This is a genomic window from Actinomadura citrea (assembly GCF_013409045.1).
Taxonomy (GTDB): domain Bacteria; phylum Actinomycetota; class Actinomycetes; order Streptosporangiales; family Streptosporangiaceae; genus Spirillospora; species Spirillospora citrea.
In genome coordinates, this window is the sequence record NZ_JACCBT010000001.1 from 2,191,781 (window position 1) to 2,218,756 (window position 26,976).

Here is a 26,976-nt window from a genome sequence, read left to right on the forward strand (position 1 = left end):
CGTCTGAATCACGTTACTTTCCGATGGATTCGCCTGATTCGTTGGCGGCGGCCGTACTACGCTCGCCCGCAAGTGATCTAGGGCGGCGGGGGGCGGAGGAGCCTGCGGTGGACGACGTGCTCGGCGGGCCGCCCGGGCCGCGCGGCGCCGAGTACCGGCTCGTGCTGTACCTGTCGGACCAGGCGGACTACGTCCGCACCCCGGGGCAGGCGCGCCGCGACCGCGGCTACCGGTTCCTGCTCCCGTTGCACGGCGAGATGCTCATGGTGCAGGACGGCCGCGAGGCGCGGCTGCGTCCGGGCACCGGCGGCCTCATCGCGCCCGCGGCGCCGTTCCGGGTCGTCCAGCCGCGCCCGGCCCGCGCGCTGGTCATGACCATCCCGGCCCGCGAGATGGACGGCCGGCTGTGCGGTCCGGCCCTCCCGGTGACCGGCCTCGACCTGTCCGCCGGCCTCGGCCGCGTCGTCGCCGACATGGTGCGGGCGGTCGGCGAGGAGCGGCGCAGCCTCAGCGGGCCGCAGTTCGACGCCGCCTGCGAACGGATCACCGAGCTGCTGTGCCTGCTGCTCGCCGGGGACGAGCGCCCGCCCGCGCCCGGCCACCTCGCCGAGGTGGAGGCGGTCGTGCGCCGCTACGTCCGCGAGCACGCCACCGACCCCGGGCTCACCGGCGCCGCGATGGCGCAGGACCTCGGCTGGTCGCTGCGGCAGGTGCAGCTCGCGCTCCAGCGTGCCGGGACCACGCCCCGCGAGCTGATCCGCGAGGAGCGGCTCCGGCTCGTCCGCGACCGGCTGCGCAACCCCCTCGACCGGAACGTCACCATCACCGACCTCGCGCACGCCACCGGGTTCTCCTCCGCCAGCGCGCTCAGCCACGCGTTCCGGCAGCGCTTCGGCGTCAGCCCGCGCGAGCTGCGCCGGCACGGCGCGTCCCGCTGACCGCCTGCCCCGGCGACCGGGTACAGGCGATCCGGCACGGATTTCCCCTCTGCCCGGACCAATCCCGGGTTACGATGCGGCGGAGATCAGCGGACGGGGCGTAGACGGTCAGGAGCGCGCTCGTGGACCTCGGCCCCCACCACCTCAGGATGATCGAGGCGATCGCCGCGACCGGCAGCATCAGCAAGGCGGCCGCGCGGCTCGGTCTCACCCAGCCCGCCGTCAGCACCATGCTGCGCCGGGTCGAGGGCCACCTCGGCGTGCAGCTGTTCGTCCGCTCCCCGGAGGGCGTCACGCCGACGCCGGTCGGCGCCGAGGTCGCCACCCGCGCCCGGGCCGCGCTGGCCGGCATCGACGACCTGAACGCCGCGCTCGCGCACCGGCTCAGCGAGCCCGCGGCCATGCCGCTGCTGCGGGTCGGGGTGCAGGCGTGCCCGGCGCTCACGCGGCTCAGCGACCATCTCGGCTCGCTGTCCCCGGAGTCGCGGCTGCATCTGCGCGTCGACCCCGGCGGGGGGCGCATCCCCGTGCTGCTCGGCTCCGGCACCCTCGACATCGGGCTGTTCCAGGAGCCCGTCGGCCATCCGCCGCGGCCGAGCGACGGCCTGGAGCGGCTCGTGCTCGTCGAGTGCGAGCCGGCGCTCGTCGGGATGTCCTGCTCCAGCCCGCTCGCCGCCGGCGCGACCGTCGACCTGGCCGACCTCGCCGACCACGACTGGATCGACGACCCGCTCGACGACGGCCCCTGGCCCGCGTACCTGCGCGGCGCGTGCGCCGAGGCGGGATTCCGGCCGCAGGTCAGGTACTGGGCGACGGACTGGCAGATCTCGGCCTCGCTCATCCGGTCCGGGCGCGCCGTCGGCATCTACCAGCCGACCGCCGCCCCCCGCGACGGGGTCGCGTTCCGCCGGATCACCGGTGACCCGCTCGGCCAGCGGGTCGTCCTGATGTGGCGGCCCGAGGCCGGGCGGGCGGCGGCCCGGCTGCGCGGCGTCTTCGACGACGTCTACCTGGACCTCGTCCGGGCCCAGCGCGTCTACGGCGACTGGTGGGACGAGCATCCCGAGGCGCACCCGGCGCTGCCCGTCCCCGCAGGCCCGGCGGCGGGCGCGGGGACGGGCGCCGGTGCGGGTCCCGGGGAGGGGGGCGGTTCCCGGAACCCGCGGGAGGGCGGCTAGTGGCCGCCCTGGCGGCGGCGCCGCACGAGGGCGGCACCTGCGGCGGTCACCGCGCCGCCCGCACCCAGTGCCAGCAGAGCGGGCGCCGGGCCCCTGTCCGGCGCCGGATCGCTGACGCCGGTCGCGGGCGAGAAGCCGCCGAGCCTCCCGGACCGCTGGTAGGCGGTGCCCGGAAGTTTGTCGGCGTACCGGGAGCGCACGAGCCTCCGGTACGCCGCCACCGTGACGCCGGACCTGCCGACCGACGACGCGGCGGTGTCGTTGAGCGCGGTGACCCGGCCGTCCTTCAGCCGGTACCACGCGTGGATCTGCGGCTCGGTGAACACCGTGCCGCCCTGCGCCCGCGCCGGGTAGACCGCCTCCTCCGACCCGGAGATGACGTTCATGACCTGCCAGCTCGCACCGGTCCTGGTCAGCCACACCGTCGCGTGCTGCCCGCTCGCCGACGCCGCGCCGACCGCCATGTAGGCGAAGGTCGCGACGGGCGCGCCGCCGTCCCCCTTCACGAACGCCGGGTTCAGCGAGTGGACGCGCTGGACGGCCCCTTCCAGGCGCGGGGCCTTGGCCTGCGCGGCGGCCTTGGGCACGGCCTGGTTCACCAGCTGCCCGCGCTGGTGCTGGTCGAGGTGGACGAAGAACTCGCCGAGGCGCTGCTGCGCGGCGGGGGACGAGGCGGCCTTCGCGGCGGCGGCCTCGTCGGAGGACGGCCCGGCGGCCGGCGCCGCGGTGCCGCCCATCAGGACCGTCCCGCCGATCAGGGCTCCGGCCGCGACTCTCGCAGTCGTGCGCATGTCAGCCTCCGATCCTGGACAGGGCCTGGCCCCAGCGGAACTGGTAGTTGTTGACGTAGCTGCTGTAGGCCATCTCCCCGTACCGGGGGCTGGACGGCCACGGGTCGCCGTAGGAGACCGTCTGGCCGGAGTAGCCGTAGATGACCTGGGCGTGGCCGCCGCCGGCCGTCCAGTAGATGCCGGTGAGGATCGGCCGCCGCCCGTTGATCTCGGTCGTGACCGACTGGTAGGACAGGGGGCCGCTGACCTGGCCGGGGGACACGCCGAGCGCCTGGAACGCGCGCTGGTCGTACTCCAGGTAGCCGGCCTGGTTCGGGCAGGAGCTGCCGCGCGGGTAGCCGCGTCCGAGGGCGCAGAAGTCGTTCTGGCTGACGTTGCCCTTGCCGAAGAACTTGGCGATCGTCAGGCCGCTGGCGACCCAGCACCACTGGTCCTGCTGCTGCACCTGCTGCGTGATCGGCAGGTCCTGCGCCGAGGCGACGCCGGTGGACGCCGCGAGGGTGGCGGCCGCCACCCCGGCGAGTCCGGCCGCGAGCCGCCGGCGTGCCCGGGCGGGTCGGGTACGCGTTCTCATGCGCTTCCGCCTCTTCTCCCGGCGAAGGTCGTACCGCCTCTCGCGGGGGAGCGGAGCGATTCCCGTCCGGTGCCGGGGGAGAGTCCGGGCGGGGAGGCCGCGAGAGGCCGGAGGAACGCGATAAAAGTCTCATTCGCGGTCCGAGCCGGGTAATGCCAGCAGGCCATAACAAACGGGTATGACCCCGGTGAACTCGGCTTTTCTCCCCAAAGGCGGCTGCGCCTAGGCGCGGGCGGCGGTTCTCCCACGGCCGCCGTGCTCCCTCTCCGTCTCCGTCTCCGGATCTGGATCCGGCTCCGGCTCCGCGGACGGGAGGGCGACGGTGACGGTGAGTCCGCCTTCCGGGCGGGGCGCGGCGGTCACGGTGCCGTTGTGGGCGCGGACGATGGACTGGACGATGGAGAGGCCGAGACCGGCGCCCTTCGCGGTGACGACGCGGTCGCTGTCGAGCCGGCGGAAGGGCTCGAAGAGGGCCGGGATCTCGTAGGGCGGGACGGCGGGGCCGGAGTTGGCGACCTCCAGGACGGCGCGGCCGCCCTCGGTGCGGCAGGAGACGGAGACCCACCCGGAGTCGGTGTTGTGGCGCAGGCCGTTCTCCAGCAGGTTCTGCACGACGCGTTCCAGCAGGAGCGCGTCGCCCGCCGTCATGGCCTCGGCGCTGTCGGTCTCGACGGTGATGCCGGAGCCGTCGGCTTCGAGCGCCGTCTGGGCGGCGACGTGCGCGACGACGTCCGCCAGGTCCACCGGGGCCCGGGTGGTGATCTCGTTCTCCGAGCGGGCGAGCAGCAGCAGGCCGGTGATGAGGCGCTCGTGCCGCACGTTGATCTGCAGGAGGGTCTCGCCGAGCTGCCGGACGTCCGGGGACGCCGACTCGCGGTGCATCGCCACCTCGACCAGCGCGCGGCCGAGGGTGAGCGGGGTGCGCAGCTCGTGGGAGGCGCTCGCGACGAAGCGGCGCTGACCGTCGAAGGAGCGGTCGAGGCGCTCGACCATCGCGTCGAAGGTGTCGGCGAGCTCCTTGACCTCGTCGCGCGGGCCCCGCAGGGCGATGCGCTCGTGCAGGCCGCGGTCGGCCGCGGGGGAGCCGGCGATGCGGCGGGCCGTCTCGGTGACGCGGTGCAGCGGGGACAGGACCTGGCCCGCGATGAGCCAGCCGAAGCCCGCCGCGGCGCCCCCGACGACCAGCAGCGCGATCGACCCCTGGGTGACCAGCGAGGTGACGGCGGCGTCGTGCAGCTCCTCGCGCTGGTCGCGCATCCAGCGGTCGGCGTCGGCCATCGCCCTGGCCTCCTGCGCGACCTCCTGCCTGGTCTCCTGCCTGGCCCCCTGCGCGGCCCCGGCCGGCGGCGAGGTGCCGGGGGCCGGGGTGAGCCGGGTCGCGAGCACCTTCGTGCCGGACCGCGAGAGCTGCTGGTCGAACAGGGCGTAGGTCGCGCCGAGCAGCACCACGCCGGCGACGAGGAACAGGCCGCCGTAGGTGAGGGTGAGCCGGGCGCGCAGCGACAGCCTCATGGAATCCGGTACCCCGCTCCCTTGACGGTCTCGACGACGGGCGGGTCGGCGAGCTTGCGGCGCAGCTTGAGGACGGTCAGGCGGACGGCGCCGGTGAACGGGTCGGCGTGCTCGTCCCACGCCTTCTCCAGGAGCTGCTCGGCGGACACGACGGCGCCCTCGGCGCGCAGCAGCTCGGCGAGGACGGCGAACTCCTTGCGCGCGAGCGGCACGTAGCGCCCGTCCCGGAACACCTCGCGGCGCGCCGGGTCCAGGGTGATGCCGGCGCGGTGCAGCGTCGGCGGCGCGGCCGGGCGGCAGCGGCGGCCGAGCGCCTGGACGCGGGCGGCGAGCTCGGGGAACGCGAACGGCTTGGTCAGGTAGTCGTCGGCGCCGAGGCCGAGCCCGTCGACGCGGTCGGTGACCTCCGCGGCGGCGGTGAGCATCAGGATCCGGGCCGCGCTCCCGCCCCGGACGATCTCGCGGCACACGTCGTCGCCGTGGACGAGCGGCAGGTCGCGGTCCAGCACGACCACGTCGTAGTCGTTGACGGTGACCCGCTCCAGGGCGGCCGCGCCGTCATGGGCCAGGTCGACGGCGTGCGCGCCGTCGCGAAGCCACTCGGCGATCGCGTCGGCCAGGAGCCGCTCGTCCTCTGCCACCAGCACTCTCATGAAGCCTCCTCCGAAGGACGATGGTGCCGGAGACCGTGTTTCGTTTCCGTTAGTGATCATCTCCGGCGCGAAAACGCCTGAGGGCGGAAACACGGGGGAAACGCCCCGCCGGGTTGCATCCTCCTCGCCGGCCGGAACCGCTCCGGCCGGACGAGGAGGAGACATGCGACTGAGGATCCTGACCGTGCTGCCGCTCGCGCTGGCGCTGACCCTGACCGGGTGCGGCTCGGACGACAAGGACGACACCGTGGCGTCGGCGAACGGGGGCGCCAAGCAGGGCGGCGCCGAGCAGGGCGGCGAGCAGCTCAGCCCGGAGGAGCGCGGCGTCAAGTTCGCCCAGTGCATGCGCGAGCACGGCGTCGACATGGAGGACCCGAAGCCCGGCGGCGGCATCCGGATCCAGTCCAAGGGCGACAAGGGCGCCATGGACAAGGCCATGGAGGCGTGCCGGCAGTACAACCCCATGGACGACCGCACGGGCGCGCCCGATCCGAAGATGCAGGAGCAGGCGCGCGAGTTCGCCGCGTGCATGCGCAAGAACGGCGTGGAGAAGTTCCCGGACCCCGACCCGAACCAGCCCGGCATCCGGATCGACAAGAACACGGTCGGCGACGACCCGGACCTGGAGACCGCGCAGCAGGCGTGCGAGAAGGTCCTGCAGGGCGGCAGGAAGTGATGGAGGAGACCATCGCGGAACGCGCGCCGGCCGAGCGGGAGGGCCGCCGCGCCCGCCGCGGCCGGCCGCGCCTGAGGATCGCTCTGGCCGTCGCCGCCGTCGTCGCGGCGGGCGGCGCCGCCACCGTGGCGGTGCTCGCCGCCGGCGGGGACCGGGGCGGCGGGCGGGCCGCGGCCCTGCCGCCCGGCACGGCGAAGGTGGCCCGGGAGACGCTGAGCGACACCCAGACCGAGGACGGGCGGCTCGGCTACGGCCCGACCCTGAACGCGACGAGCCAGGCCCGAGGGACGATCACCTGGCTGCCCGAGAGCGGGGACGAGGTCACCCGCGGCCGCCGGCTGTACGAGCTCGACGGCGATCCCGTCGTGCTGATGTACGGGTCCAAGCCGTCCTACCGGCCGCTGCGGATCGGGACCGAGGGGTCCGACGTGAAGCGGTTCGAGCAGAACCTCAGCGCGCTCGGCTACGACGGCTTCACCGTGGACGACGAGTACACCTCGGGCACCGCCGAGGCGGTCCGGGAGTGGCAGGACGACATCGGCGCGCCGCAGACCGGGACCGTCGACGTCGGGCGGGTCGCGTACGCGGGCGGGCCCGTCCGGATCGAGACCGTCACGGCCAACCCGGGCGAGCCGGCCGCGCCCGGCAAGAAGATCCTCGGCTACACCGGGACCACGCAGGCCGTCACGGTCGAGCTGGACACCGCCGACCAGCGGCTGGCGAAGAAGGGCGCCCGGGTGGAGGTGACCCTGCCGGAGGGCCGGCCGGTCACGGCCGAGATCGACGAGGTCACCACCGTGATCGAGCCGGGCGAGCAGGGCGAGGACCCGGCGACGAAGGTGGAGGTCACGATCTGGCTCGACTCCGCCGCGGCCAGGAAGGCCGCGGCCCGCTACGCGCTCGCCTCGGCCGACGTCCGGTTCACCGCGGGCAGGCGCGAGAACGTCCTGACGGTGCCGGTGTCCGCGCTGGTCGCGCTGCGCGAGGGCGGCTTCGGCGTGGAGGTCGTCAAGGGCGGGGCGTCGTCCTACGTCCCGGTCGAGACCGGGCTGTTCGCCGACGGGAAGGTCGAGGTCTCCGGGCCGGGGATCGCCGAGGGCGCGCTCGTGGGGGTACCGAAATGATCACACTGCGGGACGTGAGGAAGTCCTATCCGGGCGGAGTGCACGCGCTCGCCGGAGTGTCGCTGCACGTCGACGCGGGCGAGCTGGTCGCGATCGTCGGCCCGTCCGGTTCCGGCAAGACGACCATGCTCAACATGCTCGGCACCCTGGACCGCCCCACCTCGGGCGAGATCCGCATCGACGGCCACGACGTGGGGCGGCTCGCGGACGCGCGGCTGTCGGCGCTGCGCGCGAGCCGCATCGGGTTCGTCTTCCAGCACTTCCACCTGGCGGCCGGGACCCGGGCGATCGACAATGTCGCGGACGGCCTGCTGTACTCCGGGCTGCGCCCGGCGGCGCGGCGGCGGCGGGCCGCGGCGGCGCTGGAGCGGGTCGGGCTCGGCCACCGGCTGGACCACGAGCCGCACGAGCTGTCCGGCGGGGAGCGGCAGCGGGTCGCGATCGCGCGGGCGGTCGCCGGGGAGCCCGCGCTGCTGCTCGCGGACGAGCCGACCGGCGCGCTGGACTCGGTGTCCGGCGAGGGGGTGATGGGGCTGCTGCGCGAGCTGCACGCCGCCGGCACCACCGTCGTGATCATCACGCACGACCGGGAGATCGCGGCGGCCCTGCCCCGCCGCGTCCGGATGCGCGACGGCCGGGTGGTGGACGACTCCGCGGTGGACGGTTCGCCGGGCGGCGGCCCGCGCGTGGCGGAGGCGGCGCGATGACGGCGGGGACGCTGCAGCCGGCGCGGCTGTGGCCGGGCGACGTGCTCAGGGTCGGCGCGGTCGGCCTGCGGACCCGGCCGATGCGGGCGTTCCTGTCCGCGCTCGGCATCGCGATCGGGATCGCCGCGATGGTCGCGGTCGTCGGGGTGTCCTCCTCCTCCCGCGCCGACCTCGACCGGGCCCTCGCGGCGCTCGGCACCAACCTGCTGACCGTCTCGCCCGGCAGCACCCTGACCGGCGAGAAGGCGCAGCTGCCCCTGGAGTCGGAGGCCATGGTGGCGCGGATCGCCCCGGTCCGGGAGGTGTCGGCGACCGGCCTGCTGGACGGCGCGAAGGTCTACCGGACGGGCAAGATCCCCGAGACGGAGACCAACGGGATCTCGGCGTACGCGACCCGCACCGACCTGCGCGCCGCGACGGGGGCGCGGCTGCGCGGCGGCGTGTGGCTGAACGCCGCGACCGGCGGCTTCCCCGCGACGGTCCTCGGCTCGACCGCCGCGCGGCGGCTCGGGATCGGGCACGCGGCCCCGGACGCCCAGGTGCTGATCGGCGGCCGCTGGTTCACCGTGATCGGCATCCTGGAGCCTGCGGAGCTGGCCCCCGAGCTGGACAGCGCCGCGCTGGTCGGCTGGGCCGCGGCGCAGTCCCGGCTCGGCTTCGACGGCCATCCGACGACGATCTACACCCGGTCGGCGGAGGCGAGCGTCGAGGACGTCCGGGACGTGCTGGCCGCGACCGCCGCCCCGCAGGCGCCGAACGAGGTGGAGGTGTCGCGGCCCTCGGACGCCCTGGCGGCCAAGAAGGCGGCGGGCGAGGCGTTCACCGGGCTGCTGCTCGGCCTCGGCGCGGTCGCGCTGCTGGTCGGCGGCGTGGGGGTCGCCAACACCATGGTCATCTCGGTGCTGGAGCGGCGGTCGGAGATCGGGTTGCGCCGCTCCCTCGGCGCGACCCGCGGCCAGATCCGCACGCAGTTCCTCGCCGAGTCGCTGCTGCTGTCGGCGCTCGGCGGCGTCGCCGGGGCGGCCGTCGGCGCGCTGGTCACCGCCGGCTACGCCGTCTCCCAGGGATGGCCGGTCGTCATCCCCGCGTGGGCGGTGCTCGGCGGCGTCGCCGCGACCCTGCTCATCGGCGCGGTCGCCGGCCTGTACCCGGCGATCCGGGCGTCCCGCCTCAGCCCCACCGAGGCGCTCGCCGCGACCTGATCGGCACGAACGCGGATGGACCGGACGGGACCGGTGTGCATGGACCGGGCGGGACGGGTGAGATCTCAGCCATGGCTTCAACGGAGACCGAGCCCGTCACGATCGTGTTCACCTGGGACGTCAAGCCCGGCCGGGAACGCGACTTCGAGGAGTGGGCGGCGGGGCTCCACGAGGTCGCGACCCGGTACGCCGGCCACATGGGCGCCACCTGGCTGCGCGCGGAGGGATCGCGGCACCGGTACTACACGGTCGTGAACTTCGCCGACCAGGAGCGGCTGGAGGGGTGGCTGAACTCCGACGAGCGCGCGGAGTGGATCGAGCGGGTCAGCGGGATCGCCGATGAGCACTGGCAGAACACCACCGGGCTGGAGACGTGGTTCAACCTGCCAGGCGAGTCCGTGCCGCCGCCCTCCAAGCTCAAGATGATCGTGGTCACCTTCTGCGCGGTGTACCCGCTCAGCCTGCTCCTGCAGGCGTTCGTCACGCCGCTGACGAACGGGTGGCCGCTGCCGTTGCGGGCGCTGACGTTCCCGGTCATCGTGATCCCGCTGCTCACCGTGCTCGTGATGCCCGGGCTCAGCCGGGTGTTCCGGCGCTGGCTCTACCCGATCGGGCGGACGCACCGGCCGGCCAGGCCCGGTCGATGATCACGCCAGCAGGTCCCGGAGTTCGCGGACGGCCTCGCGGAGCCGGTCGGCGAACTCCAGCATCGCGTCCGCGACCGGCCGCGGGGTGCTCAGGTAGACGTTGAGGCGGTCGGGAAGCAGGACGTAGGCGACGCCGATGCACTGCTCGCTGGTCGAGCCGAACCCGAAGTAGCGGATGTTGACCGACGGCGCGGAGCTGGTGCTCAGGTAGTCGTCCCGCATGACGAGCCACCCGGGGGACTCGAACAGCGGGAGCGGCTCGGTGACGCCCAGCTCGGCGCCGCGCCGTTTCTGGATGAGCTGGAGCTCCCAGAGGTGCTGCTCGGGCGCCTGGCCCGCCTGGCATTCCTTGGCCCGCCGGACATGGGCGTCGGCGGCGGCGCGGAAGGCGTCACGGCGCGGCGCGGCCCCGGCCGCCGGGTCGTCCATGACGTCGACGAAGCGGAGCACCTCGGGAGTGACGACCCGCATCGCCTCGGTGCGCCCGTTCCGGTACTGGCGGGTGGCGATCGACTCGTAGGTGGCGCCGACGCGGCCCTTCGCGCGCTTGTGGGCGAGCTGGTAGGCCATCTGGACGAACGCGTCCGGCGACATCTTCAGCCGCTTGATGTGGTCGGTGCCGAAGTCGTCGAACGACACGGTCGCGGTGGCCGTGGCCGCCCCGTAGCCGGCGAAGGCCGCCGCGGCGTCGCCGATGTCGCGCCGCAGGGCGTCGTCCAGGGTGAACTCGATCGCCTCGACGACCGGGAGCCCCTGCGACCGTGCGCCCGACCGCTGCGACGGCTTCTCCGGGGGTTCGCCCAGCAGCGCGTCGACGAAGCTGAGGATCGTCGTGCCGTCCAGGCCGCAGTGCTCGACGTTGATGCCCGCGGTGCCGTCCCCGAACACGACGAAGGAGACGGCCTTGTCGAACCAGCGGTTGGCGCTGTCGCCGTGGAGCAGGTGGTCGCAGGCGTCGAGGGTGTTCTCGGGGACGAGGTCCTCCAGGCACACGCAGAACAGCGCGGTCTCGATGTCGTCGAGCGCCTTGGTGTTGCCGAGGGCCAGCAGCGCCTCCCGGCTCGCCGCCCACTCGGCGCGGGCCTTGGTGGTGAGGTGCCCGGCGGACGGCTCCGGCGCGGCCTCCGCCTTCATGACGGCGGCCAGGCCCGCCCGCAGCTCCTCCAGCGTGTGGGGGTGGCCGTCGGGACCCAGCACGTCCATCCGGATCATGTTGCCGCGGAACAGCACCACGATGTGGCGGGCGTCCGACGGGCCCGGCCACTCGGCGGTGTAGGGGGCGCGGACGGTGTCCTGCTCGGCGCCGGGGATGCGGGTCGTGGAGAACAGGTACCGGTTCTGCGCCATCGACAGCGGCCGGCCGCGCTGCACGACGGGCGGGATCTCCTCCCGGTCGAGCCGCAGCTTGTAGTCCAGCGCCCCGGCGATGAGCCCGGCCGCGCGCTCGACCTGCCCCTGCGGTGACTCCTTGAACAGGAAGAAGAAGTTGGCGTTCAGCGCGATCCGGTCGCGGCGGCCGAGGTAGCGGTAGGGCCAGAACGTGTCCAGCCAGCTTTCCACCCCCTCGCTCGCGTCGTAGCGCTCCAGCGCCGCGTGCAGCGTGCGTCCCGGTCCGTCCGGGCGGGCGAACGAGGCCAGCGCCGACTCCGTCCGGGCCCGCTCGTCCGCGGTCAGCAGCGGCCCGCACCATTCGAGGAACCGCTCGCAGGTCGCGTCGAGCGTGGGCAGCGGCACCCGCGGCAGGCGCTCCTCGTTGCCGAAGGTGCGGGACGACAGTTCTTCGCCGGCGTTCACATCGATCCTCTTGTTCTGTTCGTTCCCTGCGGCGGTCGCTTCTGCGCGACCGGTCGGAAGAAATCAGTCGCGTGGACGGGAGACGTAGAGCTGCGCGTAGAACCAGCCGCCGGCCTCCAGGCCGCTCGGGTCGGCGCCGACCTCGGCGAGCCGGTCCAGGACGAGCGCCTGCTCCTGCGGCGTCGCGAACCGCCGCTGCCGGAACAGGCCGTCGTGGCGGACGGTGGTGTATCCGGCGGTCGCGAGCACCTCGGCGATCGGGTCGAACGGGAACATGCGCAGCACGAAGTGCGCCATCCACGGCCTGCGCTCCCCGTGCGCCTCGACGACGCGGGAGAGGGTGCGCTCGGTGACGTAGCCGAGGCACCCCGTCGAGATGACCAGATCCGTTCCGGCGAGTTGGGCGCGCTGCTCCACGGTCGGCTCGCCGCTCTCCAGATCCGCGTGGACGGCGCCGTCGAGGAAGCCGGCTTCGAGCGCGTAGGAAAGGGCGTTGTCGGAGGCGTCCAGGCCGAGGAAACGCAGGCGGCTCGTCGCTTCACGGGAACGGACCAACTCCCGGTCTCGGGCCAGAAGCCTGGCGCGGGTGTATCCGAGGGCGTCGGGACCGCCGTAGCGATCGTACAGGTCCGCCATCGTCACGCCGTATTTCAGCAGAGCCGCATTGATGCCGTAGGAGCAGCCGATATCGAGAACGGTGGGGACCGGGACGCCGCGCGCCTCCCGGTATTCGGCGATGATCCGATGGAACTGCGGTTTGGCCAGTTCCGGGATGTCGTAGTGGAGTTCGCGCAGCGTGCCGAAGTAGGCGCGGGGATCGGGGCTGGTGTAGATGTGGTCGAGCGAGATCTTCCCTGTGGCGTCCGTGCTCACGGGCGGTGCCTCCTAGTCCAGCAGCCGGTCGACCCGGACGGCGCGCCCCTCCGCCGCCAGGTGCTCGGGCAGGACGCGGCCGAAGAGCTGCCTCGTGCGCGCCACGCTGCCGATGACCCCCGGGCGCTCGCTGTAGGCGAGGATCGCCGTGTGCCGCGCCGTGTTCCCCCGTACCGCGGCGACCCGGTGCAGCGAGTACCGTCCCTTGAACAGCTGCAGGTCACCGGGGCGAAGCGCGAGCCGGCGGACGAGGTCACCGCCGTGCCCGGTCAGCACGCGGCGCACGTCGCCGAAGTTCTCCGCCTCCGCCGACCTGATGTTCGGGCAGTACTCGAAGACGCCCCCGTCCTCGGGCTCCCGCGTCAGCAGGCTGACCGTGAACTCGTTGGTGTCGAAGTGCCAGGGATGCTCCATTCCCGGGTTGACGACGTTGAGGACGAGCCCCGACAGCGGGTCGGCCAGTTCGTGCACCCGGGGCAGCCCGAAGCAGGCCGCCACGAACCGCTGGAAGTGCCCGCTCGCGTAGAGCCGGTGGACGACGGAGTCCGCGGGGATGTGGTCGCGGGCGACGAACGCGTTGCCCCGCTCGACGGTGATGCGCCCCGGATGGTCCTGCGGCAATGGCGTGCTCACGTCGATGTTGTAGGCGTTCACCGTTTCGACGTCGTAATGCGCGTGCGGAGCGATCGCCTCGCATTCCGCGCGCAGCACGTCCCGCAATGCCGGGTGAATGAAGTCGGGCAGCACGCAGCAGCCCGTTTTCGCCAGTTCCTGCCTGGTCCGGGAAACGAGGACGTCCCATCCCGCGCCGCCCGGCGCGGCCAGCGGATAGCGCTCCGTGTCGACGACCCCCGCGAGAGCCTCCGCTGCGCCCATGAAGATCCTTTCGCGGTCGGCGAACCCCAACGGGTTGTAGCACATTCCTTCCGTGAATTCCCGGCCGCGCTTTTCCTCCGCGCTTTGTCATGGAATGATAAGCGCGGCCCGTGACCTGTGGCTTCGAACGCTCCCGGGCCCGGGGGCGCGCCGCTGGCGGTGTGTCCCATCTCACCGGGGCGTCCCGGGGGCCGGGTCCGGCTCATGGATGTGGCGGTCGTGCGGACTTTCCGCGAACCTTTCCTCACACGGTGGCGTCACCGTCCTGTGAAGCATGATCCGAAGAACGGCGGGAGCGCGGGATGGACTGGCGGCTGACGGGGTTCACCGAGGAGCGCGAACTCGGACGGGGGGCGCAGGGACGGGTCGTCCTGGCCCGCCACACGGGGTCCGGGACCCCGGTCGCGATCAAGTACCTGGCAGGCGGGGACGCCGGCGCGGTCGAGGCGCTGCGGTCCGAGGCGCAGATGCTGGGGCGCCTGACGAGCCCGTACGTGGCCCGCCTCTACCAGTTCGTGGAGGGCGAGCACGGCGCGGCGATCGTGATGGAGGCGGTGAACGGCGCGTCCCTGAAGGAGGTGCTGCGCGAGCACGGGGCCCTCACTCCGGAGGCCGCGCTGCTCGTGCTGAAGGGCTCGCTGCTCGGGCTCGCGGCCGCCCACGCCGTCGGGGTCGTGCACCGCGACTACAAGCCGGCGAACGTCGTGGTGCAGGGCGACGGCCTGAGCAAGCTCGTGGACTTCGGCATCGCCGTCCTGGCGGGCGGCAGCTCGTTCGCGGGGACGCCCGTCTACATGGCGCCGGAGCAGTGGCGCGGTGATCCCGCCAGCCCCGCCACCGACGTGTACTCCGCGACGTGCGTGTTCGTGGAGTGCGTCACCGGGCGGCGCCCGTTCGCGACGGCCGAACGGGCGGCCCTGATGAACCAGCACCTCACCGCGCAGGTCGACGTGCGGGACGTGCCCGGGCCTCTTCGCCAGCTCGTCCTGCAGGGGATGGCGAAGGACCCGGGGGAGCGGCCGCCGGGCGCGGCGGAGTTCGTCACGCGGCTGGACACCGCCGCCGTCGCCGCGTACGGGGGCGACTGGGAGCAGCGGGGCGTGCGCGCCCTGGCCGCCGCCGCGGTCGCGCTGGCCGCGCTGTTCCCGCTCGGTGCCCTCGCCGTCGCGCCGGGCGCGGTCGGGGCGGCCGGGGCTACCGCGGGCACGGCGGGCGCGGCGGGCACGGCGGGCACGGCCGGCGGCGCGGGCGGCGTGGGGACCACGGGGGCGGCCGTGAGCAAGGGATTCCTCGCCACCGCGGCCGGCAAGGGCGCGATGGCCGCCGCGGGCGCCGCCGTGGTCGCGGGGACGGCGGGCGGCGTCGTCTACGCGGTGCAGGACGGCAAGCCCGCGCCACCCGCGGCCGAGCCCGCCGCCGTCGTCACCCTGGCCGCCGACAACCGCCGGCTCACCGGCCCGGCGATCGAGGTCCAGAACGCGCGGTATCCGAAGGTCAGCGGGCTGAAGGACCCCGCACTGGAGCGCCGCGTCAACGCCGAGCTCCGCGGGCCGGTGGACCGGCTCGTCGCGTCGGCGAGGAGGCTGGCCACCTCGATCGACTGCCGGGGCAAGCCCGTGAAGGTGGGCACCGAGACGAGGCTCGGGCTGCGCGGCCCGCGCCTGGTGTCGGTCCGCTACTACATGCTGTCGGACAACTGCCAGCAGGCGGACGGCTCCCCGGGCGGCGAGGTCGTCACCGTCGACCTGCGCACCGGCCGCCGGCTCACCGCGGCCGACGTCTTCCAGCCCGCGACGCTCACCTCGGACGGCGTGCGCCGGCTCCGGTCGCTCGTCCCGCAGAAGCCGGCCCTCCATGAGCGCCGGTGGCAGGACTGCGGCTCCGACGGGCCGTTCGACCTCTCCGACCTCTCCCCCCACCAGGACTCGGGGGCGCCGGAGAGGACCCTGCCGCCGATCCTGAACCCGTTCTTCACCCCCACGGGTTTCGAGCTCTCCTTCCTGGCGGGCGGCAGCGACGGCTGCGGCAACCTGAACTTCGGCACCTCCTACGCGAACGTCCGCGGCCTGCTGAAGCCCGGGATCGTCGCGCTGCTGCCCTCAGGTCCCTCGCCGTCGCGGTCCTGATGGCGGCCCGGCTCGCCGCTCACCAGCGGTTTCCCGTGCGGGGACGCCCGGACCGGAGGCCACATGCACGGCGGCCGGGAGGGTAGGGTCCGGTAAAGGGGGGAATGCGGTCCTGGAGCACGGTGGTCCGCCCGCGGGACGGTGGAGTGCACGAGCCCCCGAGAAACCGAGCAGGCAGGGCGGCGAACCGATGCTGAGAGAGCTGCTGGCGGCGAGCCATCTGATGTCGATGGAGCAGCTGCCGGGCGCGGTGGCCCGGCACGCCGCCGACCAGGGCCTCCATGACGCGGTCATCTACGTCGTGGATCTCCAGCAGACGGTGCTGCGCCTGCTGACGGGCGAGGGGCCGGACGCCGGGCGGAACCCCGGAGCCGAGACCCCGGAGCTGAGGGTCGACGGGACGGTCGCGGGCCGGGCCTTCCAGACGATGGAGACCGCGGCCGGTCAGGCCGTCGACGGCGGGAACTGCCAGTACTGGGTGCCGATCCTCGACGGGGCCGAGCGGCTCGGCGTGCTGCGCGTGACCGTCCGCCGCGACGACGCCCGGGCCCTTGAGGAGGCCGAGTCCCTGGCCGGCCTGGTCGCGTTGATCATCGTCAGCAAGGGCCCGTACAGCGACTCCTTCTCCCGCCTCGTGCGGACCAGGGACATGACCGTGTCGGCGGAGATGCAGTGGCGGCTGCTGCCCCCGATGACCTTCGGCAACGACCAGGTCGTCATCGGCGCCGCGCTGGAACCGGCCTACATGCTGGGCGGCGACACCTTCGACTACGCCCTCGCGGGCGAGACCGTCCATCTCACGATCTTCGACGCCATGGGCCACGACACCGCCGCCGGGCTCACCTCCAACCTCGCCGTCGCGGCCTGCCGCAACAGCCGCATCCAGGGGGCCGGGCTCGTCGAGACGGCGCAGGCCATCGAGGCGGCGCTGCTCGAACAGGACCCGAGCGGGCGCTTCGTCACGGCCGTGCTGGCCGAGCTCGACCTGCCGTCGGGCGTGCTGTCGTGGATCTCGCACGGGCACCCTCCCCCCGTCGTCATCCGCGGGTCGCGGTGGGTCACCACGCTGGAGTGCCCGCCCGGCGCCCCGCTCGGCACCGGCCTCGGCGTGCAGCCGGAGTTGTGCAGCGAGCAGCTGGAACCGGGTGACCGGGTCCTGTTCTACAGCGACGGGATCGTGGAGGCCCGCGACCCGAGCAAGCAGGAGTTCGGGCTGGACCGGTTCGTCGACTTCATCATCCGGCGCGAGGCCGACGGGCTGTCGGTCCCCGAGACGCTGCGGCGCCTCGTCCACAGCATCCTGGAGCACCACGCGGGACGCCTGGACGACGACGCCACCGTCCTGCTCCTCGAATGGCACGGTCCCCTCGGCGTGGGGGACGCCTCCGAGCGGCTCAAGAACGACTGAGCCCGGAGCAGGGGCCGAGCCCCAGGGCGTCCATGAGCATCGGGTACGCCTCGTGCAGGTCGCGCTGCCAGTACGGCCAGTCGTGCTGCCCGTCGAAGAAGCGGGCGGTCACCGGGACGTCGAGGGCTCGCAACCGGTCGACGAACGCGTGCGCGTGGTCGTTCGCGCCGGCCTCCACCGGGTCGGTGAACGGCAGCCCGCCGAGCGACCCGGCCCGGCCGTTCCCGCTCGCCACCCAGAGCCGGACGCCGTGCAGCCGCCCCGCGAGGTCGGTCGGGTTGTGGGCGTGCCAGATCGCGGCCTGGTCGTCGGGGTCGCCCCACACCCGCCGCCAGTCGGTGCCGGGGCAGGCCATGGAGGGCCCCCATCCGGTCGAGTCGTCGCCCGGCTCGTGGCCGTGCAGGGTGTCCAGGTAGCCGCTGAACGCCGCCGCGGCCGCGAACGCGCCGGGGAACCGTGCCGCGTACAGCATGGCGCCGAGGCCGCCCATGGAATTGCCCGCGATCACGCGCTGCGATCCCGCGCCGTAGTCCCGTTCGAGAATGCCGCGCATTTCGGTCATGTGGAACGTCTCCCAGCGCGGCGGGCCGCCGTTCCCGTAGTTCCACCAGTCGGAGTAATTGCCGCAGCGGCCGCCGTTCGGCATGACGACGATGACGCCGGTGCCGGCGGTGAGTTCCGCGACGTCGGTGTCGCGCGTCCAGGCGGTGTGGTCGTCGACGCCGCCGTGCAGCAGCCACAGCGTGGGCCAGGTGCGCGCCGCGTGCCGCGACCAGCCCGGCGGGAGCAGGAGCCGTACCTTCTGGCGGCCGTCCATGGCGGGCGAGGCGATGGTCAGGTCCAGGGTGCGGGGCGCGACGGCCGTCTCGGCGACGACCTCGGCGCGGGCCGGGGCGGCCGCCATGGACCGGTTCGCGAGCACGAGGGGCAGGAGGAGCGCGAAGGCCCCCAGCCATGCGGCGGGGGTGGGGCGACGGAGCAACGCGGGGCCTTCCGGAAACACCGGCCGTGAGGATGTGCCGGCCTTGGGAAAGGGGAGAGCTCCTTTGTGCGGAATTTCTCTCCCGTGCCCCGGGGATTCCCGGGCCCCTGGGCTCCGAAGCGCAAACCGAAAAGCTTATAAAATGCATTTCCCTGAACGGGGAACGCGCCGGGTGCCCCCCTGGCGGCCCCCGGCGCGTTGGTGAGAGGGGCCCGTCAGGTGCCGGAGGCCGCCTTGGCCACGGGCGCGTTCACGTAGCGGACGACCCACCGCACCAGCCCGCGGGCCATGCTGTACAGGATGAACGCCACGCCGATCAGCGGCAGGACCAGCAGGACGATCTGGAGCCCGGAGGTGAGCAGCGTGAGGGGCCCCGCGCCGTCGGCGGCGGCGGACGCGAGCCTGCGCACCATCGCCCAGTCCTTGGCCACCAGCCCGGGGACCTGGGTGACGATCAGCGCGAGCTGGAACGCCAGCATGGGGATCACCGTCAGCACCCAGACCGTGACGAAGATCTGGGGCCAGCGCTTGAGGTCGTCGAGGCGGGCGTCGGCCGGGCGCCGCAGGAGCGTCCGGCGCAGGATCGGCCCGATGTAGCGGAACAGGTCGGGGATGCCGATGAGGTCGGACATGATGTAGTACCCGTCGAACCGCAGCGTCGGCAGCAGCTGCTGCACGATCTCCAGGTTGACGTACATGATGGCGACGATCAGCGGCGCGAACCCCGTCTGCATGTACAGCAGGGTCAGCCCGATGATGAAGATGGCGTTGAAATAGACGCCGGCGAGGTCGGCGCGGAGCCGACCGGCGCGGCCGAGCCTGTACGACTCGGTGATGTCGGTGTAGAACGCGGGCCACACCAGGTAGATGCCGCAGCCCATGACCCCGGGGCGGACGCCGCCGTACCGGCACGCCGAGGCGTGCCCGATCTCGTGGAACGCGCACGAGGCGATCCCGAGCCCGAACACCAGCAGGATGCTGACCGGTTTCAGGATCGCCATCGACAGCGCGTCGGCGATCGACTTGGACGTGAGCACCCAGACCTCGCCGGCAAGGAAGGCGGCGAGCACGGGCGCGATCACCCAGGGGCGGAACAGCCAGGCGAACAGGCCTCCGATGAACCAGGTGACCGACTCGGGGAACACCGCGATCTTGAACTTGAGCGCCAGGAACGGGTCGGACCGCACGAGCTGCGGGTCGGTGCCGTCGCTGAACGTGGTGACGCCGAGCGGGGCGAGCTTGCGGTCCACCAGGTAGACGATCTGCTCGGCGGACAGCCGCGCGTCCGCCTCCCGGCTGACCGAGTCGGCCACCGTTTCGAGCGAGGCGACCACGTCGCGCTCGGCCGCCAGGTGGCGGTGCTCGTGCAGCGCCCTGGCGACGAGGAAGAGCAGCGGGGGCAGCCGGACGAGCTGCCGGTTCGGCAGGCGGACCAGCTGCGGCGGCTCCCGGTACCCGGAGTTCTTGAACTCGCCGACGAGTTCGGCGCCGTCCACCAGCGAGGGCAGGGTGAGGGCGGCGGGCGCGGTCATGGGGCGTCGTGCACCACGACGGCGGGCACGCAGGTCACCGTGGAGGTCGGGGCCTCGGCGAGCAGGCCGGTGCCGAGCAGGCCGGACGTGCCGGCGGACTGGGTGGCCTGGCAGGCGTAGAACACCTCGGTGTCGCCGCCGCCGTCGCCGCCGCCGTTCCCGGCGGACAGCGCGAGCCGCCGCGGGAGGACCTCCCCGGTCAACCGGTCCAGTTCCGCGTAGGTGAGCTTCTGAGGGTTGGAAGGGCTCATGGGATCGCTTTCGCTTATGTGTAGGAAGGGGGAAGGGCTGGCGGAAGCCGCCAGCCCTTCCGGGTGCGGGCCTAGACCCGCGGTAGAGCACGCTCGGTTCAGTGACCGGAGATCGCGGTGCCCGGCACGCAGGCGATCGAGCTGGCGTCGTTCTGAGCGTGCAGGCCGACGAGCTGCAGCAGGCCGCTGTCGGGGCGGGTCTGCTGGCTCTGGCAGGCGTTCACGACCGCGGTCGTGCCGCCGTCGCCACCGCCGTGGTTGAGGTTGACGTTCTCGTTCTCGCCGCCCCCGACGAGAAGGGTGGACAGCACGGCCCGCTCCGGCAGGATCTCACCGGCGAGCTTGTCCAGCTCGGTGTAGCTGAAGGACTTCATGTGGTTCCTTTTCTTCCTTGTCACGCCCGGATCTCAAGGTGGATACCGGATGTCCCTTCCCTCGCCCCAGGTCGGAGTGAGGTAGCTCTACGTATAGCAGATGTTACGTACGGTGGCCAAGTAACCCTCTGGGTCGCAGGTTCCTCGCGTCGGCGCCCAGGCATGAGTGGCCCCGGCTGGGTAGGGGAGCCCATATCCGTGCTGATCAGGAGGAGTGCATGGCCGAGAGCAGCTTCAGCATCGACGTCGCGGCGATCAGGGAACGCGCGCGCACCAAGATGACCGACGGCCCCGTGACCGCGGGCTACGGCCGGAGCGCCGAGGAGGTCATCGGCGTCCTCAACGACGTCCTCGCCACCGAGATCGTGTGCTGGATGCGCTACGCGCAGCACGCGATCAGCGCGACGGGGATCGACCGGGCGCAGGTGTCGGCGGAGTTCAGCGAGCACGCCGCCGAGGAACGCGGCCACGCGATGCGCGCCGCGGAGCGCATCAGCCAGCTCGGCGGGCAGCCGGACTTCGATCCGAGGACGCTGGCCGAGCGTTCCCACACCACCTACAGGACGTTCGACGAGAACGACCTGAAGAGCATGCTGGAGGAGAACCTCGTCGCCGAGCGGATCGTCATCGAGTCCTACCAGGAGATCATCCGCTGGCTCGGCGACGGCGACGTGACCACCCGCCGGCTGATGGAGCACATCCTCGCCGAAGAGGAAGAGCACGCCGACGATCTCACGGACCTACTGGGGATCTGACATGGAATTCGGATACACGCTGCTCTGCGAGCAGACGCCGCCCAAGCAGCTCGTCACCGACCTCGTGGAGGCCGAGGAGGCGGGCTTCGCCTACTCGGTCATCTCCGACCACTACTTCCCGTGGCTGGAGAGCCAGGGCCACTCCGCCTACGCCTGGTCGGTGCTCGGCGCGCTCGCCCAGGCCACCCACCACATCCCGCTGATGACGTTCGTGACCTGCCCGATCATGCGCTACCACCCGGCCGTGGTGGCGCAGAAGGCCGCGACGATGGGCGTGCTGTCCGACGGCCGGTTCACGCTCGGCCTCGGGGCGGGGGAGAACCTCAACGAGCACGTCGTCGGGCGCGGCTGGCCGTCGGTGGACGTCCGGCACGAGATGTTCGCCGAGGCCGTGGAGATCATCCGGGCGCTGTTCGGCGGCGACTACGTCAACTACCGGGGCCGGCATTTCACCGTGGACTCGGCGAAGCTGTACGACCTGCCCGACGAGCCCGTCCGGATCGGCATGGCGGCCTTCGGCCCGCGCGCCGGCCGGCTCGCCGCCGAGCAGGCGGACCTGCTCATCTCCGACCAGCCGGTTCCGGAGGTCGTCGAGCTCTTCCACCGCGAGGGCGGCGCCGGCAAGCCCGTCTACGGGCAGATCCCCGTGGCCTTCGGCCACGACTATGAGGAGTGCAAGCACCGCGCCCACAGCACGTGGAAGTTCTCCGCCCCGGCGTGGAAGGTGATGGCCGAGCTGCCGGGCCCGGTGAACTTCGAGGCCGCCACGAAGACCGTCCGCCCGGAGGACGTCGTGGAGTCCGTCCCCTGCGGCGACGACGTGGACGACTACGTCGAGGCCGTCCAGGAGTGGGCCGACGCGGGCTTCACCCACATCTCGTTCTGCCAGTCCGGGCCCGAGCACCAGAAGGACTTCCGGACCTGGGCGGAGGCCGACCTCCTGCCGGCCCTGCGCGAGCGCTTCGGCTGAGGGCCCGGGGCCTCCCGGCGGGGGCGGACGCGAGAAGGCGTCGTCCACCGCGACTTCACGCCGTCCGACGGTCCTGATCAGCCCCACCCGCCAGGAGGTCACCCGCACCTTCAAGGTCTGCTGACGTCAGGCGGCGCAGTACTGCCCCTGCTTGCCGATGGCCCGGTAGGGGCAGTCGGCGTAGTCGGTGAGCCGCAGCAGGGCCTCGCGGCTGCGCTGGACCTCACCGGCGATCGCGGACGGCGCCGGGTAGAAGCTGCCTCCGGCCAGTTCGAAGGTGAACGAGAAGATGCGCTGCTGGCCCCACGTGTAGTCGTCCGTGGTCCCGTCGGTGATGTAGAGGTCGCTGGACTGCTCGGGCGCGAAGCCGTTCGTCGAGGCCAGTTCCCGGCCGATGGTGCGGTGGGCGGCCTCCTCGTCGGCGGACATCGAGCCGGGGACGGTGTTGTTGTAGGTGTAGCCGAACGGCCACAGCACCAGTTCCGCGTTCGAGTGGATGTCCAGGAACATCCCGAGCTGCTGCTTGCCGCCCACGACCCGGCTGCGCACGAAGTCGGCGAGGACCTTCGTCTCGACGGCGGACTCGGGGCCGGTGCCCCGGTAGGTCTCGCTGGAGCCGTTGCCGGACGAGCCGCCGCAGCAGCCCCACTTGTAGGCGAAGTTGCGGTTCAGGTCCGTGCCCGTGGACGTGGAGTTGGGCTGGCGGTTCTTGCGCCACATCCGGCCCGGCTGGGTGTCGCTGGTCATGTCGTAGACCTGGCCGTCCGGGTTGACCATCGGCATGACGTAGATCTCGCGCGCGTTCACCAGGTTCGTGATCCGGCTGTCGGACCCGTACCCGGTGGTGAGCTGCCCGATGTAGTCGAGCGCCTGCTCGGCGGTGAGCCGCTCGCGCGCGTGGATGTTGGCGATGATCAGCACTTCGGGTTCGTTCTCGTCGGTCGCCACGTTGTCGCTGATCTTCACGCCGACGATGTCGCGGCCCTGGTAGGACTTGCCGACGACGAACTGGCGGGCGATCTGCGGGTGGGCGGCGACGACGGAGTCGACCTCCTGCCGCATCTCGGCGAACGTGTGGTACGACGTCGCCGCGGTGCTCGGGGCCGCGCTCGGGTTCGCGGTCTGGACGGGAGCCGGCCTCACGGCGAAGCCGAGCCGCCGGATCGCCCTGACCTCCGAAGGGATGGCGCTGATCTCCAGCCCGCCCGCCCGGACGGCGCCGATCGCCGCTCCGGTCCGGGCGACCAGGCTGCGCTGCTGGCCGGTCCGGAGACCGGTCACGACGTACTGCCCGGCGGTCTCGGGGCCGGGCGCCGACGCGGCGGACGGCGCCGTGAGCCCGGCCAGGGCCAGCACCAGCGCCGACGGGACGGCGAGCAGGGAACGCAATCGGCGGGGGCTTGTCATGACGGGGTACCTGCCGTTCGGCTCTACGCGCCCGCTCGTCGCGCGGCGGGGTCCCTGCGGACGTTCACGGACGCTCGCGGTCCCGTCACGATGGACCGGAACCGCCCGCCTGACAATGGCCGCCGGTGGGCCGGCACGATGGCCCCGCAAAACCGGACCTGCGGAGAATCGCCAGATCAGAGATAACGGGCCTCCCGAGTTCGAAGCGGGTTTTCAGTGCCGATCAGAGTGGATGTGAAATTTCACAGCCGATCGGCCACCCGTCGTAACCCCCGGCGCACTGCGCGCTATGTGTAACCGGTTCTCACAAGTTTTGCCTCGCCGCTCGACGTCGTTGCCGAAGAGAGCAGGGGTTGAGGGGGCTGGACAAGCGTGCTGGCTGTAGATATGTCTGTATCCTGCATGGATGGCTACTTACGGACGTTCGAAACGACATTTTATGATCGGTGTCATCCCGAGATAACGGGAGAGTCGCGTTCGGGTATTGACCCCTCTATGACCTTTGTCTATGGTCTGAGTTAGAACGCGTTCTACTCCGGTCGGAACCCATGTCGAAGGGGACAGGGCGGTTCCCCGGTCCCGGTCCCTGAATCACGGCGACTTCTCCCATCGGCCATGGGCGGAGTCCCGCATGGGTCAGCGGACCTCCCACCCCACCCCTCGGGTGCAGGCGCGACGCCCACCGTTCGAAATGAGGCCCCCCTTGTCTCGTACCACGAAGCTCGCCGCCATCGCCGCGACCGCGGTCGCGGCCACCGGCACCGTCGCCCTGACGGCCTCCCCCGCCCTGGCCGTCAACACCGGGTCGTTCACCGCCACCCTCAACGGCACCATGGTGATCGACGCGGGAGTCCCGGCCAGCTGCACCAGCTCCACGCTGAAGGGCTCGGTCCTGACGGGCGGCGTCAACGCGTCCTACACGTCCGCCAGCGCCGGCGGCTGCGGTGTCACCGTCACTCCCGGGGCCCTGCCCTGGAGCGGCACCTTCAGCGGCACCACCGTCAAGATCAACAACTTCTCGATGAGCGCGATCGGCTGCACCTACGGCGGCACCCTGACCGGCACCATGTCGGCCACGAACTTCCCGTTCACCGCCACCTTCACCAACCAGGTCGTCCCCAAGACGAGCGGCAGCTTCATCTGCCCGGCCTCGGCCAAGATCACGGCCAAGTACGACTACAAGCAGCCCTGATCCCCGGCGAGGGCGCAGTCCGGTCCTGACGTCGGCTGAACCCGCCCTCCGCACCGTGACCCCGGCGCCACCGCCGGGGTCACGGCGCTCGGTCGCACCGGTCGTCAGCGCAGTTCGTAGGCGCGGACGGTCTCCTGGACGATGGCGCTGCCCTGGGCGTCCTCGGCCGTGACCCGGAGGGACACCGTCCCCTTTCCTCGGAGGCGGGCGACGCCGTTCCGCAGCGGGACGTCCGTCCAGGTCGCGCCGTCGTCGAACGACGTCTGGAGGGACAGGCGGCGCAGGCGCGCGGACGAACCGTCCTGGTGGCCGACCGTCAGCCGCAGCGTCTTCGAGCGGGTCCGGTCGCGCAGGTCGAGCGCCGCGTCGTAGCCGACCTGGAGCAGCGGAAGGACGGTGACGTCGGTCGTGTGCGCGGAGCGGAACGTCCAGGACGTCCTGGTCCGCGTGGACAGCCGGGTCCCCGGGGCGTTGTTGGCGAAGTCGTACTCCACCCGGTATTCGGCGTCGTCCGGTGTCGTCGTCAGCACCCCGCTCGCCTTGTGGGCGGTCTGCGCGACGAGTTCGTCGCCCCGGTAGACACGGAAGTCGGTGACGAAACCATTCGGGAAGGAGCTGGAGTAGGCGTCGGAGAAATTCCGCGCGGCGTCCGCCATGCCGACGCGCAGACGGATCTGGTCACCGGCGCGGACGATCGGTGACTGCGCGCTGATGCCGCCGGTGAGCGGTGCCTCAGCCCAGCTGTGCGCGTTGCGCTCACCCGCCTTGTACGCCTTCCATTTCGCCTCGCTGAGCACGAAGTGGGGCGTGTCCGGGCCGGGGAAGGCGTTGTTGTAGGGCTGCTCCGGAGTGATGGCCATTGCGGACCACTGCGTTTCCGGATCGGCCGAGACGTATTCCACGCGTGTGCGCGGAGTACCGGTGACCGGGCGGCTGTAGGCGAGGGCGAAGTCCTCCCAGGGCCGCCGGCTGTAGCGCGCGACCGTCATGGAGCCACTGCCGTGGTAGGCGTTGTCGATCCGCGCCAGATCCCGCGTCCGCGCGACATAATTCAGGTTCTTGGAAACCTGCCCCTTCTCCGGAAAGAGCAGGTCGTACTGGTAGGGGCTGTCCACGATGCCCTTGGCCGTAACAGTCGTTCGTCCCCGCAGTACAGCCAGACCTTCCTCGCGGGACAGGCGGACGGTCGGGACCTTCAACTGCCTCCCGTAGCCGCCCGGATCGTCGTTCACGCCCGGCTCGTCGTTGTAGACGGCGACCATGCGCGCCCCCGCCTCGGCCGCCCTGTCGACCTGCTCGGCGACCGGCACGCCGTCCTGGCGCTGGACGAGGGCGAGCCGCCCCCGCAGGTCGGCGCCCGGCCTGTCCCCGTCCGCGACCCGCATATGCGCGCTGCCGTCGAGGCGCGGGAACTGGTCCGAGGTGTCGCTGAAGTAGGCCGCCGGATAGTACTCGGGATGCAGCGACCGGCTCCCCGCCCGCATCGTGATCGCGGGCGCCTCCAGCCGCCACCGCGTGTAGGCCTCGAACGTCCCGGTGCGGACCGGCGCGGACGGCTGGAGGAACACCCGCTGCTCCAGCGTCGCGCCGTCGCCCATGTAGACGCCCTCGTCCACGGCCGGCCCGTTCGCGGGCCCCCGCGTCCACATCAGGTGGCTGATCGCCCCCGGCCCGGGCGCGGTGGCGTGCTCGGGCGTGCGGACCGTCACCTCCCGCGCCTTGCGCGCGTCCAGGACGATCTCGGTGTCCCCGGTGATCTCGATCTCCGGGTAGCCGACGAGGCTGTGGTCGAGCGGCTTTCCGGGACCGGTGCTCGGCGCCCACGACGGCATCGTCTTCACGACGCCCATCACCGAGTACGTCCCCGGAACCAGCCGCACGCAGTTCGAGCCGCTCCAGCGCTCGTCGGTGCAGGGAGCCTCCGGGTCACCGGGCAGGGGACGGTGCGCGTTGCCGATCGAGGCGTCCTTCACGTTCAGGAAGCCGGCCGTGCCGAGACCGGGCCGCCCGTCCCGCGCGATGCTCTTCACCCGCACGGTGACCAGCTCGCCGGACGCCTTGGGCTCCGGCGCGGCGCGCCGCCGCCGCTCGTGCAGCGCCGTCACGTTGTAGCGTTCCGGGTCGTCGGCGAGCCGATCGTCGGGGACGACGTACAGGTCGCCCCCGCTGTGCCGGACGGAGAACGCGGCGGTGCGTCCCGCCGCGGGCGTCACGGTCGTGCCCCCGCCACCGACGCGCACCGTGTCGTCGACGTGCACCGTGTCCCCGGTGGGCAGTGTGACGTCGTAGGCTCCGGCCTCCGCCCGCAGAGCGGACGCGGGCCCGGGGTCCGCCGCCGCGGGCGTCGCGAACGCCAGCGCGCCGAGCCCCAGGGCCGCCGCGGTCCTCAACCACATGGCCATCCCTCCCCATAAAGTGGATCTTGATTGTCGGG

At 72.5% G+C, this 26,976-nt stretch carries 25 protein-coding genes; 12 read left to right on the forward strand and 13 right to left on the reverse strand.

Translation table 11 applies throughout. The annotated features are described in order from the left end of the window. Positions 1-107: 107 nt before the first annotated feature. Both BJ999_RS10325 and BJ999_RS10330 read left to right on the forward strand, forming a co-directional pair. A complete protein-coding gene (locus BJ999_RS10325) occupies positions 108-938 on the forward strand; it encodes a helix-turn-helix domain-containing protein (RefSeq protein ID WP_229810488.1) in 831 nt (276 codons plus the stop codon). A 122-nt stretch (positions 939-1,060) separates the two neighbouring features. Then, positions 1,061-2,116 (forward strand): LysR family transcriptional regulator, encoded by a 1,056-nt coding sequence (locus BJ999_RS10330; RefSeq protein WP_179833092.1) that lies wholly within the window; start codon positions 1,061-1,063, stop codon positions 2,114-2,116. Here the strand turns inward: BJ999_RS10330 and BJ999_RS10335 are convergent. The 4 genes from BJ999_RS10335 to BJ999_RS10350 all read right to left on the reverse strand — a co-directional run bounded on the left by BJ999_RS10335 (position 2,113) and on the right by BJ999_RS10350 (position 5,646). Beyond that, positions 2,113-2,907, reverse strand: coding sequence for a hypothetical protein (locus tag BJ999_RS10335; protein WP_179833093.1), 795 nt, complete (start codon positions 2,905-2,907; stop codon positions 2,113-2,115). The genes BJ999_RS10330 and BJ999_RS10335 overlap by 4 nt on opposite strands. Before the next feature lies 1 nt (position 2,908). Further along, the gene (locus BJ999_RS10340; RefSeq protein WP_179833094.1) at positions 2,909-3,481 is read right to left on the reverse strand and encodes a papain-like cysteine protease family protein; all 573 of its coding nucleotides are present in this window, start codon (positions 3,479-3,481) and stop codon (positions 2,909-2,911) included. A gap of 222 nt (positions 3,482-3,703) precedes the next feature. After that, on the reverse strand, positions 3,704-4,993 hold the full coding sequence (locus tag BJ999_RS10345) for a sensor histidine kinase (RefSeq protein ID WP_179833095.1): 1,290 nt from the start codon (positions 4,991-4,993) through the stop codon (positions 3,704-3,706). Beyond that, positions 4,990-5,646, reverse strand: coding sequence for a response regulator transcription factor (locus BJ999_RS10350; protein ID WP_179833096.1), 657 nt, complete (start codon positions 5,644-5,646; stop codon positions 4,990-4,992). The genes BJ999_RS10345 and BJ999_RS10350 overlap by 4 nt, the downstream gene beginning before the upstream one ends. A gap of 163 nt (positions 5,647-5,809) precedes the next feature. On the opposite strand from BJ999_RS10350, the gene BJ999_RS10355 reads away from it, so the two are divergent. The 5 genes from BJ999_RS10355 (at position 5,810) to BJ999_RS10375 (ending at position 10,002) form a co-directional block, all read left to right on the forward strand. Next, the gene (locus BJ999_RS10355; RefSeq protein WP_179833097.1) at positions 5,810-6,322 is read left to right on the forward strand and encodes a hypothetical protein; all 513 of its coding nucleotides are present in this window, start codon (positions 5,810-5,812) and stop codon (positions 6,320-6,322) included. Continuing rightward, positions 6,322-7,446 carry a peptidoglycan-binding domain-containing protein gene (locus BJ999_RS10360; protein WP_179833098.1) on the forward strand — a complete coding sequence of 375 codons (1,125 nt, stop codon included), beginning with the start codon at positions 6,322-6,324 and terminating at the stop codon, positions 7,444-7,446. Before BJ999_RS10355 ends, BJ999_RS10360 begins: the two co-directional genes overlap by 1 nt. Beyond that, positions 7,443-8,153: an ABC transporter ATP-binding protein gene (locus tag BJ999_RS10365; protein WP_179833099.1), complete on the forward strand. Its 711-nt coding sequence runs from the start codon at positions 7,443-7,445 to the stop codon at positions 8,151-8,153. The genes BJ999_RS10360 and BJ999_RS10365 overlap by 4 nt, the downstream gene beginning before the upstream one ends. Continuing rightward, positions 8,150-9,355 carry an ABC transporter permease gene (locus tag BJ999_RS10370; protein ID WP_179833100.1) on the forward strand — a complete coding sequence of 402 codons (1,206 nt, stop codon included), beginning with the start codon at positions 8,150-8,152 and terminating at the stop codon, positions 9,353-9,355. Before BJ999_RS10365 ends, BJ999_RS10370 begins: the two co-directional genes overlap by 4 nt. Before the next feature lie 71 nt (positions 9,356-9,426). Continuing rightward, the gene (locus BJ999_RS10375) at positions 9,427-10,002 is read left to right on the forward strand and encodes an antibiotic biosynthesis monooxygenase (RefSeq protein ID WP_179833101.1); all 576 of its coding nucleotides are present in this window, start codon (positions 9,427-9,429) and stop codon (positions 10,000-10,002) included. Here BJ999_RS10375 and BJ999_RS10380 read toward each other — a convergent pair whose 3' ends face one another. The 3 genes from BJ999_RS10380 to BJ999_RS10390 form a co-directional block, all read right to left on the reverse strand. Then, complete coding sequence (locus tag BJ999_RS10380) at positions 10,003-11,796, reverse strand: choline/carnitine O-acyltransferase (RefSeq protein ID WP_179833102.1); 1,794 nt, start codon at positions 11,794-11,796, stop codon at positions 10,003-10,005. Positions 11,797-11,859: 63 nt separating this feature from the next. Next, positions 11,860-12,669 carry a class I SAM-dependent methyltransferase gene (locus BJ999_RS10385; RefSeq protein ID WP_179833103.1) on the reverse strand — a complete coding sequence of 270 codons (810 nt, stop codon included), beginning with the start codon at positions 12,667-12,669 and terminating at the stop codon, positions 11,860-11,862. Positions 12,670-12,681: 12 nt separating this feature from the next. Then, positions 12,682-13,545 (reverse strand): HalD/BesD family halogenase, encoded by an 864-nt coding sequence (locus tag BJ999_RS10390; protein ID WP_179833104.1) that lies wholly within the window; start codon positions 13,543-13,545, stop codon positions 12,682-12,684. A 302-nt stretch (positions 13,546-13,847) separates the two neighbouring features. Between BJ999_RS10390 and BJ999_RS10395 the strand changes: the two genes are divergently transcribed. Further along, a complete protein-coding gene (locus tag BJ999_RS10395; protein ID WP_179833105.1) occupies positions 13,848-15,671 on the forward strand; it encodes a serine/threonine-protein kinase in 1,824 nt (607 codons plus the stop codon). A 190-nt stretch (positions 15,672-15,861) separates the two neighbouring features. Further along, complete coding sequence (locus BJ999_RS10400) at positions 15,862-17,079, forward strand: PP2C family protein-serine/threonine phosphatase (RefSeq protein WP_179833106.1); 1,218 nt, start codon at positions 15,862-15,864, stop codon at positions 17,077-17,079. Here BJ999_RS10400 and BJ999_RS10405 read toward each other — a convergent pair. The 4 genes from BJ999_RS10405 to BJ999_RS10420 all read right to left on the reverse strand — a co-directional run bounded on the left by BJ999_RS10405 (position 17,066) and on the right by BJ999_RS10420 (position 20,218). Continuing rightward, a complete protein-coding gene (locus BJ999_RS10405; protein ID WP_229810487.1) occupies positions 17,066-18,061 on the reverse strand; it encodes an alpha/beta hydrolase in 996 nt (331 codons plus the stop codon). The genes BJ999_RS10400 and BJ999_RS10405 overlap by 14 nt on opposite strands. A gap of 215 nt (positions 18,062-18,276) precedes the next feature. Beyond that, entirely contained in the window at positions 18,277-19,593 is a 1,317-nt protein-coding gene (locus BJ999_RS10410; RefSeq protein ID WP_179833107.1) for a hypothetical protein, read from the reverse strand. After that, positions 19,590-19,844 (reverse strand): hypothetical protein, encoded by a 255-nt coding sequence (locus BJ999_RS10415; protein ID WP_179833108.1) that lies wholly within the window; start codon positions 19,842-19,844, stop codon positions 19,590-19,592. Before BJ999_RS10415 ends, BJ999_RS10410 begins: the two co-directional genes overlap by 4 nt. Positions 19,845-19,942: 98 nt before the next feature. Then, positions 19,943-20,218, reverse strand: a complete 276-nt coding sequence (locus BJ999_RS10420) for a hypothetical protein (RefSeq protein ID WP_179833109.1) — start codon at positions 20,216-20,218, stop codon at positions 19,943-19,945. A 218-nt stretch (positions 20,219-20,436) separates the two neighbouring features. On the opposite strand from BJ999_RS10420, the gene BJ999_RS10425 reads away from it, so the two are divergent. Together BJ999_RS10425 and BJ999_RS10430 are read left to right on the forward strand one after the other, a co-directional pair. After that, positions 20,437-20,973: a ferritin-like domain-containing protein gene (locus tag BJ999_RS10425; RefSeq protein WP_179833110.1), complete on the forward strand. Its 537-nt coding sequence runs from the start codon at positions 20,437-20,439 to the stop codon at positions 20,971-20,973. Between the two features lies 1 nt (position 20,974). Then, a complete protein-coding gene (locus tag BJ999_RS10430; RefSeq protein WP_179833111.1) occupies positions 20,975-21,943 on the forward strand; it encodes a TIGR03557 family F420-dependent LLM class oxidoreductase in 969 nt (322 codons plus the stop codon). 126 nt (positions 21,944-22,069) lie between these two features. On the opposite strand, the gene BJ999_RS10435 is transcribed toward BJ999_RS10430, so the two are convergent. Then, entirely contained in the window at positions 22,070-23,350 is a 1,281-nt protein-coding gene (locus BJ999_RS10435; protein ID WP_179833112.1) for a M14 family metallopeptidase, read from the reverse strand. 703 nt (positions 23,351-24,053) lie between these two features. Here BJ999_RS10435 and BJ999_RS10440 point away from each other — a divergent pair. Then, entirely contained in the window at positions 24,054-24,542 is a 489-nt protein-coding gene (locus BJ999_RS10440) for a hypothetical protein (RefSeq protein ID WP_179833113.1), read from the forward strand. A 104-nt stretch (positions 24,543-24,646) separates the two neighbouring features. On the opposite strand, the gene BJ999_RS10445 is transcribed toward BJ999_RS10440, so the two are convergent. Then, entirely contained in the window at positions 24,647-26,938 is a 2,292-nt protein-coding gene (locus BJ999_RS10445) for a PA domain-containing protein (protein WP_179833114.1), read from the reverse strand. Positions 26,939-26,976 lie beyond the last annotated feature (38 nt).